Here is a 13,165-nt window from a genome sequence, read left to right as displayed (position 1 = left end):
AGTCAGCCATCGCGAGCAGGCTCGCTCCCACAGGGTTTAGCGCGGTCCTTGTGGGAGCGAGCCTGCTCGCGATGGCAGCACCTCGGTCTTGGATCAGCCCTCAACCGCTGGAATATGCCCAAACATTTCCTGAACGAACTCCACGCGTTCCTGCACCGTTTCGGTTATCCCGCGCGCTTTCAATTCTTCCAGTCGCGCTTCGACCGCGTGGGTACGTAACGTCAATCCGCAATCGTTGGCAATTTGAATGTTCAACCCGGGCCGGGCGTTAAGCTCAAGAATCAGCGGGCCTTTTTCCTGGTCGAGCACCATGTCGACACCGATGTAACCCAGCCCGCACAGCTCATAACAGCCGGCGGCGAGTTTCATGAAGCCGTCCCAGTAGGGCAGTTGCACGCCGTCCACCGCGTTGGTGGTGTCCGGGTGTTTGTTGATGATGTTGTTCAGCCAGGTGCCGCGCAATGTCAGGCCGGTGGCCAGATCGACACCGACGCCGATGGCGCCCTGGTGCAGGTTGGCTTTGCCACCGGACTGGCGTGTTGGCAGGCGCAACATGGCCATCACCGGATAGCCCATCAGCACGATGATGCGGATGTCCGGCACGCCTTCATAGCTGATGCTTTTGAAGATCTGGTCCGGGGTCACGCGGTACTCGATCAATGCACGGTCACGGTGACCGCCCAGGGAATACAGGCCGGTCAGGATGCTGGAAATCTGATGCTCGATTTCCTCGTGGCTGATGATCTTGCCCGACACCGTGCGATAGCGGCCTTCGAAGCGGTCGGCGATCACCAGAATGCCGTCACCGCCGGCGCCCTGGGCCGGTTTGATCACGAAGTCGGTGCGCCCGCCGATGATCTCGCCGAGGTTGTCGATTTCCTTCTCGGTGGAGATCACGCCGTACAGCTCTGGCACGTGGATGCCGGCGGCGATGGCGCGCTCCTTGGTGATGATCTTGTCATCGACGATCGGGTACAGGCTGCGCTTGTTGTACTTGAGCACGTAGTCTGCGTTACGCCGATTGATCCCCATGATGCCCCGGGCCTCCAGGGCTTTCCAGGTCTTCCAGAGACCGAACATCAGGCGTCAGCCTCCTTGAGGAAAGCCTTGAAACGCACCAGTTCGGTCAGGCGGTAACCGCGATAGCGACCCATGGCCAGCATGAAGCCCACCAGAATCAGCAGGACCGCCGGGAAGGTGAACACGAAGTACACCAGCTCCGGCACGCTCATGATCAGGTGCGCCAGGGAGGCGGCGAACAGAGTGCCGATCGCCACTTTCATCGCGTGGCCGCCACCGCGCTCTTCCCAGGTGATCGACAGGCGTTCGATGGTCATGGTCAGAATCACCATCGGGAACAGCGCCACCGACAACCCGCGTTCCAGGCCGAGTTTGTGGCTGAACAGGCTGATCGCCGCGATCAGCACCACCACGAAGGTCAGCACCACCGACAGCCTAGGCAGCATTTGCAGCTTCAAGTGCTCAAGGTAGGAGCGCAGCGACAGCCCCAGCGCCGTGATGATGGTAAACAGCACGATGCCGAAGCCGAGCTGGGTTTCCCGGAAGGCGAGGGCGATCAGCACCGGGGTAAAGGTGCCGAGTGTCTGAATGCCGATCAGGTTGCGCAGGATCAGGATCACCAGCACGCCGATCGGGATCATCACCATGATCATGAAGGTCTGCTGGGTTTCCAGCGGCAGGCCGTACAGCGAGTAATCGAGGAAATTGGCGTCGGAGTTTTCGTCGGTCAACTTGGCCAGGCGAATGGCGTTCATTTCGCTGTTGTTCAGGCTGAACGTGACGTTGGCTTTCTTGCCGCCATCGACGGTGATCAGGTTTTCATCGCCGGTCCACCACAGCAAACGGTCAGTGGGCAGACCCTGTTCCCCGGTTTCCGGGTTGAAGTACAGCCAGTCGGTGCCGTTGAAGCTGCGCAACCAGAGTTCAGGCATTTGCGGCTGATCGGCCACCAGGCGGATGGTGTGGACCTTTTCCACCGGCACGTGGGCGATGGACAGTACCAGCTCGACGATTTTGGCTTTGTTCACGGTGGACGGATCGCCCGCCAGCAGCAGTTTCACGTTGTCATCGTTGAGATTGTTGACGCGCTTGATGGCTTCGCCGATGAAGGTTTCGACGTCGGCCGAATGCTGGCGAATCGGTGCGAGCAGGGCTTCGGCAGCGATTTTTTCCGGGCCTTCGACGGCGATGCTGTCGCGGAAGGTCGGCCCTTTGACCTTGGATTTTTCGCCGCTGTAGCGCTTGGTCAGCACCAGACGGTAATAAAGGGTCTGGTTGCCTTTGGCCCGACGCGCCGACCAGGTGACCTTGCGGTTGCCGTCGACGCGGTTCACCGCCACGCCGTAGTTATTGGAAATGAAACTCTCGTTGAGGCTCACGTAGTCGCGGCTCAGCGGCGGCACGAACATCTGGATCTTGATCGGGTCTTTGGCGTTGGCGACGAACTCGACCTTGGCGTCGATGTTCCACAAGTCGTCCGTGGCGTCTTCGGTTACCGGAATTCCGAGCACGAAAATCTGATAGGCCGTAACTGAAATGCCCAGCACCACCAGGATGGCGATCAGCAATTTCAGGTGGAGGGTAAGAGAGCGCATTGGAATTACTCTGCGGTATGTGCGTCGGTGGCGCAGGCAGGTTTGCCAGCAGCGTATTTAAGACTTGGGTCAACCAGCGCGTCGAAGCGCTTGAGCGCCTCGGAGCCGATCAAGAGCGGGTATTGGAAGGCACTGCGGTCGGTCAAGTTCACTTCGATACTGCGTAAAGCCGAACCCATGCAAATATCCAGCTCGATGACCGGACGGGCGGTGTACTTCTTGCCTTCTTCCGGGTCGTAGTCGCCGGCCCGGCGCTTGATCTTGCTGACACGGGCCAGAGGTCGTTCGATTGGGTGCGAATGCGCGGCGTCGATGGCCAGATAGAAACGCACCCAGGATTCGCCATTGCGTTTGAAACGCTTGATGTCGCGAGCGCTCAACGAAGCGGTTTTCGCCCCAGTGTCGAGTTTGGCGGCGACTTCCAGGTTGATGCCGTCCAGCGAAGCGTACTCATTGAGGCCGTACACAGTCTTTTCCCCTGCCGCGGTGAAACCTGACAGGCCAAGAAGACAAAGGAATGTGGTGAAGAGCTTGAGTCTCATAAATCCTGATGCGCAGCGGTCCGTTCTTCAATTCAAGGCCCTGGCATTGCTGCACAAGCTCCCTCGTATGCCTGTCCACTTTTTATGACCGGCAATGCAGATGACAAGCAAATGCGGGCGGCATTCTAGCACGGTGGTTTTATGGCGCCAGCGCTGGCGGGCGGCTATAAACAGGGGTTCTGCTTCGTTATGGTGCGGCCAGTTATTAGACGATTGTCGACAATACCTATTTATCCTTTGACGTAACTGGTCTTATTCGCTAGTTTTTGCCACATTGGTTTTCAAGGTGTCGACAATATGCTGGATCAACTCGATCCCCCGGTCGCGGTTCAGGACGACTCGGAGACACTTTCCGAAAATGTCTTCCGACGCATTCAGGCGGCTATCGTCAAGGGTGAGATCGCCCCGGGCAGCAAGATCTCCGAACCGGAGCTGGCGCGCACCTACGGCATCAGTCGCGGGCCGTTGCGTGAGGCGATTCACCGTCTGGAAGGCCAGCGCTTGCTGGTTCGCGTGCCGCACGTCGGGGCGCGGGTGGTGTCGCTGAGCCACGCCGAGCTGCTGGAGCTCTACGAAATTCGCGAATCCCTGGAAGGCATGGCCTGCCGTCTGGCGGCCGAACGCATGACGGTCGAAGAAATCGACGAACTGCGCCGGGTGCTCGAAACCCATGAGCGCGATGCGGCATTTCAGGCAGGCGTCGGCTATTACCAGCAGGAAGGCGATTTCGACTTTCATTACCGGATCATCCAGGGCAGCGGCAACCGCACCCTGACCCAGATGCTTTGTGGCGAGCTCTATCAGTTGGTGCGCATGTACCGCATCCAGTTTTCCACCACGCCCAATCGGCCGCGCCAGGCGTTTGCCGAGCATCACCGCATTCTTGATGCCATCGCCGACCGTGACGGTGAATTGGCCGAGTTGTTGATGCGCCGTCACATCGGCGCCTCCAAACGCAATATCGCCCGTCACTATCAGGACGGCGCTAACCCGACAGCCACTGAACGAGGTGAGTCATGAGTTCCAGCAAGAGCACTCCAGGCCAGCGTTTCCGCGATGCGGTCGCCAGCGAGCATCCGCTGCAAGTGGTAGGCACGATCAACGCCAACCACGCACTGCTGGCCAAGCGCGCCGGTTTCAAGGCGATTTACCTGTCGGGCGGCGGGGTGGCTGCCGGCTCCCTCGGCGTACCGGACCTGGGGATTACCGGCCTGGATGACGTGTTGACCGACGTGCGTCGCATCACTGACGTCTGCGACTTGCCACTGTTGGTAGACGTGGACACCGGTTTCGGTTCCTCGGCGTTCAACGTCGCCCGTACCGTGAAGTCGATGATCAAGTTCGGCGCGGCGGCGATTCACATCGAAGACCAGGTCGGCGCCAAGCGCTGCGGCCATCGTCCTAATAAGGAGATCGTCTCGCAGCAGGAAATGGTCGACCGCATCAAGGCCGCCGTCGACGCTCGCACCGACGATAGCTTCGTGATCATGGCCCGCACCGACGCTTTGGCGGTGGAAGGTCTGGAGTCTGCGCTGGATCGCGCCGCCGCGTGCATCGAGGCCGGCGCCGACATGGTGTTCCCGGAAGCGATCACTGAACTTGAAATGTACAAACTGTTCGCCAGCCGCGTGAAAGCGCCGATCCTGGCCAACATCACCGAGTTCGGCGCGACGCCGCTGTACACCACCGAGCAGCTCGCTGCTGCCGACGTGTCGTTGGTGCTGTACCCGCTGTCGGCGTTCCGCGCGATGAACAAGGCCGCGGAAAACGTCTACACCGCGATCCGCCGCGACGGCACGCAACAGAATGTCATCGACACCATGCAGACGCGCATGGAGCTTTACGATCGTATCGATTACCACACGTTCGAGCAGAAGCTCGATGCGTTGTTTGCCGCGAAGAAATAAAGATCAAGAGATCGCAGCCTTCGGCAGCTCCTACAGAGATGTCGTCAGGCTCGGTCAATGTAGGAGCTGCCGAAGGCTGCGATCTTTTCGGCATCACCCAAAAATTGCAGATTCCCTGACAAATTCAAAAACTGGAGACAGCAATGGCCGAAGCAAAAGTACTCAGTGGCGCCGGGCTCCGTGGCCAGGTGGCCGGGCAAACCGCACTGTCCACCGTGGGCCAGTCGGGCGCCGGCCTGACCTATCGCGGCTACGATGTTCGCGAACTGGCGGCTGACGCACAGTTCGAAGAAGTGGCCTATCTGCTGCTGTACGGCGAACTGCCGACCAAGGCGCAACTCGCTGCCTACACCCAGAAGCTGAGCAAACTGCGTGACCTGCCGCAAGCGCTCAAAGAAGTGCTGGAGCGCATCCCCGTCGACGCCCATCCGATGGACGTGATGCGCACCGGTTGCTCGTTTCTGGGCAACATCGAGCCCGAGCAAGACTTCACCGAGCAACACGACAAAACCGACCGCCTGCTGGCCGCGTTCCCGGCGATCATGTGCTACTGGTATCGCTTCAGTCACGACGGCAAGCGCATCAACTGCGTGACCGACGAAGCCTGCATCGGCGGCCATTTCCTGCACCTGTTGCATGACAAGAAGCCGAGCGAGTTGCACGTCAAGGTGATGAACGTTTCGCTGATTCTCTACGCGGAACACGAGTTCAACGCCTCGACCTTCACCGCCCGGGTGTGTGCCTCGACCCTGTCGGATCTGTATTCCTGCATCACGGCGGCCATCGGCTCCCTGCGCGGCCCGCTGCACGGTGGCGCCAACGAAGCGGCGATGGAAATGATCGAACGCTTCTCGTCGCCTGAAGAGGCGGTCGAGGGCACCCTTGGCATGCTGGCGCGCAAGGACAAGATCATGGGCTTCGGCCACGCGATCTATAAAGACAACGATCCGCGCAATGAGGTGATCAAGGGCTGGTCGAAAAAACTCGCCGACGAAGTGGGCGACACCGTGCTGTTCCCGGTTTCCGAAGCCATCGACGCAACCATGTGGGAACAGAAGAAACTGTTCCCGAACGCCGACTTCTACCATGCCTCGACGTACCACTTCATGGGCATTCCGACCAAGTTGTTCACGCCGATTTTCGTCTGCTCGCGCCTGACCGGCTGGGCGGCCCACGTGTTCGAACAACGTGCCAACAACCGCATCATCCGTCCGAGCGCCGAGTACGTCGGCGTCGAACAGCGCAAGTTCGTGCCAATCGAACAACGCTGACTGGGGGAGCACTGGCGCGAGGTACTGAAGGAGCCGGAAACCCTGTGAGAGCGAGCCTGCTCGCGATGACGGACTGACATTCAACATCTATGTCGGCTGATATATCGCTATCGCGAGCAGGCTCGCTCCCACAGTGGATTGTGTTTGCTTCAATAGCTGCGCCAGGCCCCACCCTTTGAAACCACCGTGACCGAGTCCTGACGATGAACACAGAATTCCGCAAACCGCTGCCCGGCAGCCACCTGGATTATTTCGACGTCCGTGCGGCGGTCGATGCCATTGCGCCCGGCGCCTACGACACCCTGCCGTACACCTCCCGCGTGCTGGCGGAAAACCTTGTGCGTCGCTGCGACCCGGCCACGCTCACCGAATCCTTGAAGCAATTCATCGAGCGCAAACGCGACCTCGACTTCCCGTGGTTTCCGGCCCGCGTGGTGTGCCACGACATTCTGGGTCAGACCGCCCTGGTGGACCTCGCCGGCCTGCGCGACGCCATCGCCCTGCAAGGCGGCGATCCGGCGCAAGTGAACCCGGTGGTGCCGACGCAACTGATCGTCGACCACTCCCTGGCTGTTGAGCGCGGTGGCTTCGATCCTGAGGCGTTCGAAAAGAACCGCGCCATCGAAGACCGTCGCAATGAAGACCGTTTCCACTTCATCAACTGGACCAAAAAGGCGTTCAAGAACGTCGACGTGATCCCGCCGGGCAACGGGATCATGCACCAGATCAACCTGGAGAAAATGTCGCCGGTGATCCAGGTGCGTGACGGCGTGGCCTTCCCTGATACCTGCGTCGGCACCGACAGTCACACCCCGCACGTCGATGCGCTGGGCGTGATCGCCATTGGTGTTGGTGGTCTGGAAGCGGAAAGCGTGATGCTCGGTCGCGCATCGTGGATGCGTCTGCCGGAAAGTGTCGGCGTCGAGCTCACTGGCAAACTGCAGCCGGGCATCACCGCCACCGACATGGTGCTGGCGCTGACCGAATACCTGCGCAAACAAAAAGTCGTCGGCGCGTGGCTGGAATTCTTCGGCGAAGGCGCATCAAACCTGACCCTGGGCGACCGCGCGACCATCTCCAACATGGCTCCGGAATACGGCGCCACGGCGGCGATGTTCTACATCGACCAGCAGACCATCGACTACCTGAAACTCACCGGCCGTGAAGACGAGCAGGTGCAATTGGTCGAGAACTACGCCAAGACCACGGGCCTGTGGGCCGACAGCCTCAAAGGCGCGCAATACGAGCGCGGGTTGAGCTTCGACCTGTCCTCGGTGGTGCGCAACATGGCAGGTCCAAGCAACCCGCACGCCCGTGTCGCCACGTCCGATCTCGCGGCGCAAGGCATCTCCGGCCAGTGGGACGACGTTCCCGGCCAAATGCCGGACGGCGCGGTGATCATCGCCGCCATCACCAGTTGCACCAACACCAGCAACCCGCGCAACGTCATTGCCGCAGGCCTGCTGGCGCGCAATGCCAACAAGCTCGGGCTGGCCCGCAAACCGTGGGTCAAATCCTCGCTGGCGCCGGGTTCGAAAACCGTGGCGCTGTATCTGGATGAAGCCGGGCTGACCAAAGAGCTGGAGCAACTCGGCTTCGGCGTCGTGGCTTTCGCCTGCACCACGTGCAATGGCATGTCCGGCGCGCTGGACCCGGTGATCCAACAGGAAATCATCGACCGCGATCTGTATGCCACGGCAGTGCTGTCCGGTAACCGCAACTTCGACGGGCGGATTCACCCGTACGCCAAAAACGCGTTCCTGGCTTCGCCGCCATTGGTGGTGGCTTACGCCATCGCCGGGACCATCCGTTTCGACATCGAAAAAGATGTGCTGGGCCTGGACGCGAACGGCAAGGAAATCCGCCTGAAAGACATCTGGCCGAGCGACGAAGAAATCGACGCGGTGGTGAAAGCTTCGGTCAAACCGGAGCAATTCCGTCAGGTGTACATCCCGATGTTCGCCATCCACGAAGACACCGGTCCGAAGGTCACGCCGCTGTATGACTGGCGCGAGATGAGCACCTACATCCGCCGTCCGCCGTACTGGGAAGGCGCGCTGGCTGGCGCTCGTCCGCTCAAGGGCATGCGCCCCTTGGCGGTGCTGCCGGATAACATCACCACCGATCACCTGTCGCCGTCCAACGCGATCATGCTCGACAGCGCGGCGGGCGAATACCTGGCGAAAATGGGCCTGCCGGAAGAGGACTTCAACTCTTATGCAACGCACCGCGGTGACCACCTGACCGCGCAACGCGCAACCTTCGCCAACCCGAAACTGTTCAACGAAATGGTTCAGGAAAACGGCAAGGTCAAGCAGGGTTCTCTCGCTCGCGTCGAGCCGGAAGGCAAAGTGATGCGCATGTGGGAAGCCATCGAAACCTACATGGAACGCAAGCAGCCGCTGATCATTATTGCTGGCGCGGACTACGGCCAGGGTTCGTCCCGGGACTGGGCGGCCAAAGGCGTGCGCCTGGCGGGTGTGGAAGCGATTGCCGCTGAAGGTTTCGAGCGCATCCACCGCACCAACCTGGTGGGCATGGGCGTGTTGCCGCTGGAGTTCAAGCCGGGCACCGACCGCAAGACATTGGGCATCGATGGCAGCGAAACCTACGACGTGATCGGTGAGCGCACCCCGCGCGCCGAACTGACGCTGGTGATCAACCGCAAGAACGGCGAGCGCGTCGAAGTGCCGGTGACCTGCCGCCTCGACACGGCCGAAGAAGTCTCGATCTACGAGGCCGGCGGCGTGTTGCAGCGTTTCGCTCAAGACTTCCTCGAAGAATCGGCGGTTGCCGTTTAACACGATGAGCCGCGCGGGATCTTGAGTCCCGCGCTGGCCTACAGGATCAATATGGCTCACGCATCTCAAATTGCACCGCAGATCAAGATCCCCGCCACCTATATGCGTGGCGGCACCAGCAAAGGCGTGTTCTTCAGCCTGCAAGACTTGCCCGAAGCGGCACAAATTCCAGGGCCGGCTCGCGATGCGTTATTGCTGCGGGTGATCGGCAGCCCCGATCCGTACGAAAAGCAAATCGACGGCATGGGTGGTGCGACATCCAGCACCAGCAAAACCGTGATCTTGTCGAAAAGCATCAAGGCCGATCACGACGTCGATTACCTGTTCGGTCAGGTCTCCATCGACAAGCCCTTCGTCGATTGGAGCGGTAACTGCGGCAATCTGTCGGCGGCGGTCGGTTCGTTCGCCATCAGCAACGGCCTGGTGGACGCCAGCCGCATTCCGCACAACGGTGTGGCGGTAGTGCGCGTGTGGCAGGCCAACATTGGCAAGACCATCATCGCCCATGTGCCGATCACCAACGGTGAGGTCCAGGAAACCGGCGATTTCGAACTCGACGGCGTGACTTTTCCGGCGGCCGAAGTGCAGCTCGAATTCATGGACCCGGCGGCGGAAGAAGAGGGGGGCGGTGGTTCGATGTTCCCCACCGGCAATCTGGTGGATGACCTCGAAGTGCCGGGCGTCGGTACGCTCAAGGCCACTCTGATCAACGCCGGCATCCCGACGATTTTCATCAACGCCGAAGACATCGGCTACACCGGCACCGAGTTGCAGGGCGCGATCAACGGCGACCTGAAAGCCCTGGCGATGTTCGAAACCATCCGCGCTTACGGCGCGCTGCGCATGGGGCTGATTCAGCACCTGGACGAAGCGGCCAAGCGTCAGCACACGCCGAAGGTGGCGTTCGTCGCCACGCCGGCGGATTATGTCGCCTCCAGCGGCAAGGCGATTGCGGCAACCGACGTCGATTTGCTGGTGCGCGCGCTGTCCATGGGTAAACTGCACCACGCGATGATGGGCACGGCAGCAGTGGCCATCGGCACGGCGGCGGCGATTTCCGGCACGCTGGTCAACCTGGCGGCGGGCGGCATCGAACGCAACGCCGTGCGCTTCGGTCATCCCTCCGGCACCTTGCGCGTGGGCGCCGAGGCCAGCCAGGTCAACGGCGAGTGGACCGTGAAAAAAGCCATCATGAGCCGCAGTGCGCGGGTGTTGATGGAAGGTTACGTCCGTGTGCCGGGTGACTGTTTCTAAACCGGACACAGAACCAATGTGGGAGCGAGCCTGCTCGCGAAGAGGCCATGACATTCAGCATCAATGTTGCCTGTCACACCACCTTCGCGAGCAGGCTCGCTCCCACAGTTGATCTCGATTACCAAAATAAGAAAGTAGCGACTGACTGAGATTTAACCTGAACCGAGGTCCCATCAGCGAACCACTGACCGAGTGAATCGAACATGAGCGCCAACGTCGACCTGAACGACCGCCCCGACTACGACACGGTCCTGCAGGACATCGCCAACTACGTCCTCAATTTCAAAATCCAATCTTCAGAGGCGCTTGATACCGCCCGCAACTGCCTGATGGACACCCTCGGCTGCGGTCTGTTGGCCCTGCGTTTTCCCGAGTGCACCAAACACCTGGGGCCGATCGTCGAAGGCACGGTCGTGCCTTTCGGTGCGCGCGTGCCGGGTACGAGTTATCGTCTCGATCCGGTCAAGGCCGCGTGGGACATCGGTTGCATCGTCCGCTGGCTCGATTACAACGACACCTGGCTCGCTGCTGAATGGGGGCATCCGTCCGACAACCTGGGCGGTATTCTCGCGGTGGCCGATCACCTGTCGCAAAAATATTTGACCAATGGCGACGCACCGTTGACCGTTCGCGCAGTGCTGGAAGCCATGATCATGGCTCACGAGATTCAAGGTGTTATCGCCCTGGAAAATTCGTTCAACCGCGTTGGCCTCGATCACGTGATTCTGGTGAAAGTCGCCTCGACCGCCGTCACCGCCAAACTCATGGGCGCCAACCGCGAGCAACTGCTGTCGGCGTTGTCCCACGCGTTTGCCGACGGCCAGGCGCTGCGCACTTACCGGCATGCGCCGAATGCCGGGTCGCGAAAGTCCTGGGCGGCAGGGGATGCATCCAGCCGTGGCGTGCGTCTGGCGGACATCGCTATGCGTGGTGAAATGGGCATCCCCGGCGTACTGACCGCCAAACAATGGGGGTTCTACGATGTGCTGTTCAGCCACACCAACAACGACCTGGCGCTCAAGCCTGAAGACAAACGTGCCTTCAGCTTTTCCCGGCCGTTCGGCAGCTACGTGATGGAAAACGTGCTGTTCAAGATCAGCTTTCCCGCCGAGTTCCATGCGCAAACGGCCTGCGAGGCCGCCGTCACCCTGCACCCGCTGGTCAGAAACCGCCTGCACGAAATCGACAAAATTGTCATCACCACCCACGAATCGGCGATCCGCATCATCTCCAAGGTCGGCCCTCTGGCCAATGCCGCGGACCGCGATCACTGCATCCAGTACATGACCGCCGTACCGCTGGCCTTCGGCAATCTGGTGGCCGAGCAGTACGAAGACGATTTCCACGTCGCACATCCGATCATCGACGTGCTGCGCGACAAAATGGTCATCGTCGAAGACCCGCGCTTCACTCGCGAATACCTGGAGCCGGACAAACGCTCCATCGCCAATGCGCTGCAGGTGTTTTTCAAGGACGGCTCCAGCACCGAAAACGTGGTAGTGGAGTACCCGATTGGCCATCGTCGTCGCCGCACCGATGGTATCCCGCTGCTGGAAGACAAGTTCAAGGCCAATCTGGCAACGCGTTTCACGGCTCAGCGAAGTGCCGAGATCTTTGCGTTGTGCAAGGATCAGGCGCGGCTTGAGGAGACGGCGGTGAATCGGTTTGTGGATTTGTTTGTGATCTAGTTGCACCGCGTCATCGTTCAATCGCGAGCAGGCTCGCTCCCACATTGGCTCTTCAGCGGACACATGATCTGTGTGCGACACCGTTCAAATGTGGGAGCGAGCCTGCTCGCGATGGCGGTGTAACTGTCGCCGGAAATTTACTTGAACCGCCGCTCCACACCTTTCTCCACCAGAATCTTCGCCGAGATCTCTTCCACCGAGAAATGCGTGGAATTGATGTGGGGAATGTTCTCGCGTCGAAACAGATTCTCCACCTCGCGCACTTCGAATTCGCACTGGGCGTAGCTCGAGTAGCGGCTGTTGGGCTTGCGTTCGTTGCGGATGGCGGTGAGGCGGTCCGGGTCGATGGTCAGGCCGAACAGCTTGTGCTGATGGGCGCGCAGGGCGGTCGGCAGTTGCAGGCGCTCCATGTCGTCTTCGGTCAGCGGGTAATTGGCCGCGCGGATACCGAATTGCATGGCCATGTACAAACACGTCGGTGTTTTGCCGCATCGCGACACGCCTACTAGTATCAGGTCAGCTTTGTCGTAATAGTGGGTGCGGGCGCCATCGTCATTGTCGAGGGCGAAGTTCACCGCCTCGATCCGCTCCATGTAATTGGAGTTGCCACCGATGGAGTGGGATTTGCCGACGGTGTAGGAAGAATGCTCGGTCAGTTCCTGTTCAAGGGGCGCCAGGAAGGTCGAGAAAATGTCGATCATGAAACCATTCGAGGTCGCGAGGATCTCACGAATGTCCTGATTGACAATGGTGTCGAAAATAATCGGACGAAAACCATCGTTTTCGGCGGCTTTGTTGATTTGTTGTACCATGGCCCGCGCTTTATCCGCGTTGTCGATGTAGGGCCGCGTGATTTTGCTGAAGGTAATGTTTTCGAACTGCGCCAGCAGGCTTTGGCCGAGGGTTTCGGCGGTAATGCCCGTGCCATCGGAGATAAAGAAAGCAGATCGTTTCATTTGCACCTTGGGCCTTAAGCTAGTGACGATTCTTGGATATAGTAGGCGCGATTTGTCGGCCGCCAATGGCCCGCATTCTCACTTATTTTCCAGGTCCAGGCCATACAGCCGGCAAATGCTCCCCCGAGTCG

At 60.1% G+C, this 13,165-nt stretch carries 10 protein-coding genes; 6 read left to right on the top strand and 4 right to left on the bottom strand.

The window, feature by feature from the left end:
* Positions 1–93: 93 nt before the first annotated feature.
* The 3 genes from QMK51_RS19215 to QMK51_RS19205 are packed head-to-tail and all read right to left on the bottom strand — an operon-like array spanning position 94 to position 3,157.
* On the bottom strand, positions 94–1,080 hold the full coding sequence (locus tag QMK51_RS19215; protein WP_320391262.1) for an alpha-L-glutamate ligase-like protein: 987 nt from the start codon (positions 1,078–1,080) through the stop codon (positions 94–96).
* Positions 1,080–2,615 (bottom strand): inactive transglutaminase family protein, encoded by a 1,536-nt coding sequence (locus tag QMK51_RS19210; protein WP_320391261.1) that lies wholly within the window; start codon positions 2,613–2,615, stop codon positions 1,080–1,082. The genes QMK51_RS19215 and QMK51_RS19210 overlap by 1 nt, the downstream gene beginning before the upstream one ends.
* A gap of 5 nt (positions 2,616–2,620) precedes the next feature.
* Positions 2,621–3,157 carry an ATP-dependent zinc protease gene (locus QMK51_RS19205; protein ID WP_258696786.1) on the bottom strand — a complete coding sequence of 179 codons (537 nt, stop codon included), beginning with the start codon at positions 3,155–3,157 and terminating at the stop codon, positions 2,621–2,623.
* A 297-nt stretch (positions 3,158–3,454) separates the two neighbouring features.
* Here QMK51_RS19205 and QMK51_RS19200 point away from each other — a divergent pair, with 297 nt between their 5' ends.
* From QMK51_RS19200 to prpD, 6 genes are all read left to right on the top strand, one after another.
* Positions 3,455–4,177, top strand: coding sequence for a GntR family transcriptional regulator (locus tag QMK51_RS19200; protein WP_413817497.1), 723 nt, complete (start codon positions 3,455–3,457; stop codon positions 4,175–4,177).
* Positions 4,174–5,064 (top strand): methylisocitrate lyase, encoded by an 891-nt coding sequence (gene prpB / locus QMK51_RS19195; protein ID WP_320391260.1) that lies wholly within the window; start codon positions 4,174–4,176, stop codon positions 5,062–5,064. The genes QMK51_RS19200 and prpB overlap by 4 nt, the downstream gene beginning before the upstream one ends.
* Before the next feature lie 143 nt (positions 5,065–5,207).
* Complete coding sequence (prpC, locus tag QMK51_RS19190; RefSeq protein WP_320391259.1) at positions 5,208–6,335, top strand: 2-methylcitrate synthase; 1,128 nt, start codon at positions 5,208–5,210, stop codon at positions 6,333–6,335.
* A gap of 203 nt (positions 6,336–6,538) precedes the next feature.
* Positions 6,539–9,136 carry a Fe/S-dependent 2-methylisocitrate dehydratase AcnD gene (gene acnD, locus QMK51_RS19185; protein WP_320391258.1) on the top strand — a complete coding sequence of 866 codons (2,598 nt, stop codon included), beginning with the start codon at positions 6,539–6,541 and terminating at the stop codon, positions 9,134–9,136.
* 51 nt (positions 9,137–9,187) lie between these two features.
* Entirely contained in the window at positions 9,188–10,390 is a 1,203-nt protein-coding gene (prpF, locus tag QMK51_RS19180) for a 2-methylaconitate cis-trans isomerase PrpF (RefSeq protein WP_320391257.1), read from the top strand.
* A 203-nt stretch (positions 10,391–10,593) separates the two neighbouring features.
* Positions 10,594–12,078, top strand: a complete 1,485-nt coding sequence (gene prpD, locus QMK51_RS19175) for a 2-methylcitrate dehydratase (protein WP_320391256.1) — start codon at positions 10,594–10,596, stop codon at positions 12,076–12,078.
* Positions 12,079–12,215: 137 nt separating this feature from the next.
* Here prpD and QMK51_RS19170 read toward each other — a convergent pair whose 3' ends face one another.
* Positions 12,216–13,034, bottom strand: coding sequence for a pyruvate, water dikinase regulatory protein (locus QMK51_RS19170; protein ID WP_258696780.1), 819 nt, complete (start codon positions 13,032–13,034; stop codon positions 12,216–12,218).
* Between the last annotated feature and the right edge of the window lie 131 nt (positions 13,035–13,165).

It is taken from the genome of Pseudomonas sp. P9_31 (assembly GCF_034008235.1).
In the GTDB taxonomy this organism is placed as follows: domain Bacteria; phylum Pseudomonadota; class Gammaproteobacteria; order Pseudomonadales; family Pseudomonadaceae; genus Aquipseudomonas.
The sequence above is the reverse complement of the archived record's forward strand: the minus strand, read 5'-3'. Positions and strand labels throughout refer to the sequence as shown.

Coding starts and splice junctions, on each gene's coding strand:
- QMK51_RS19215 (WP_320391262.1), bottom strand. CDS start 1,080: ATGTTCGGTCTCTGGAAGACCTGGAAAGCCCTGGAGGCCCGGGGCATC.
- QMK51_RS19210 (WP_320391261.1), bottom strand. CDS start 2,615: ATGCGCTCTCTTACCCTCCACCTGAAATTGCTGATCGCCATCCTGGTG.
- QMK51_RS19205 (WP_258696786.1), bottom strand. CDS start 3,157: ATGAGACTCAAGCTCTTCACCACATTCCTTTGTCTTCTTGGCCTGTCA.
- QMK51_RS19200 (WP_413817497.1), top strand. CDS start 3,455: ATGCTGGATCAACTCGATCCCCCGGTCGCGGTTCAGGACGACTCGGAG.
- prpB (WP_320391260.1), top strand. CDS start 4,174: ATGAGTTCCAGCAAGAGCACTCCAGGCCAGCGTTTCCGCGATGCGGTC.
- prpC (WP_320391259.1), top strand. CDS start 5,208: ATGGCCGAAGCAAAAGTACTCAGTGGCGCCGGGCTCCGTGGCCAGGTG.
- acnD (WP_320391258.1), top strand. CDS start 6,539: ATGAACACAGAATTCCGCAAACCGCTGCCCGGCAGCCACCTGGATTAT.
- prpF (WP_320391257.1), top strand. CDS start 9,188: ATGGCTCACGCATCTCAAATTGCACCGCAGATCAAGATCCCCGCCACC.
- prpD (WP_320391256.1), top strand. CDS start 10,594: ATGAGCGCCAACGTCGACCTGAACGACCGCCCCGACTACGACACGGTC.
- QMK51_RS19170 (WP_258696780.1), bottom strand. CDS start 13,034: ATGAAACGATCTGCTTTCTTTATCTCCGATGGCACGGGCATTACCGCC.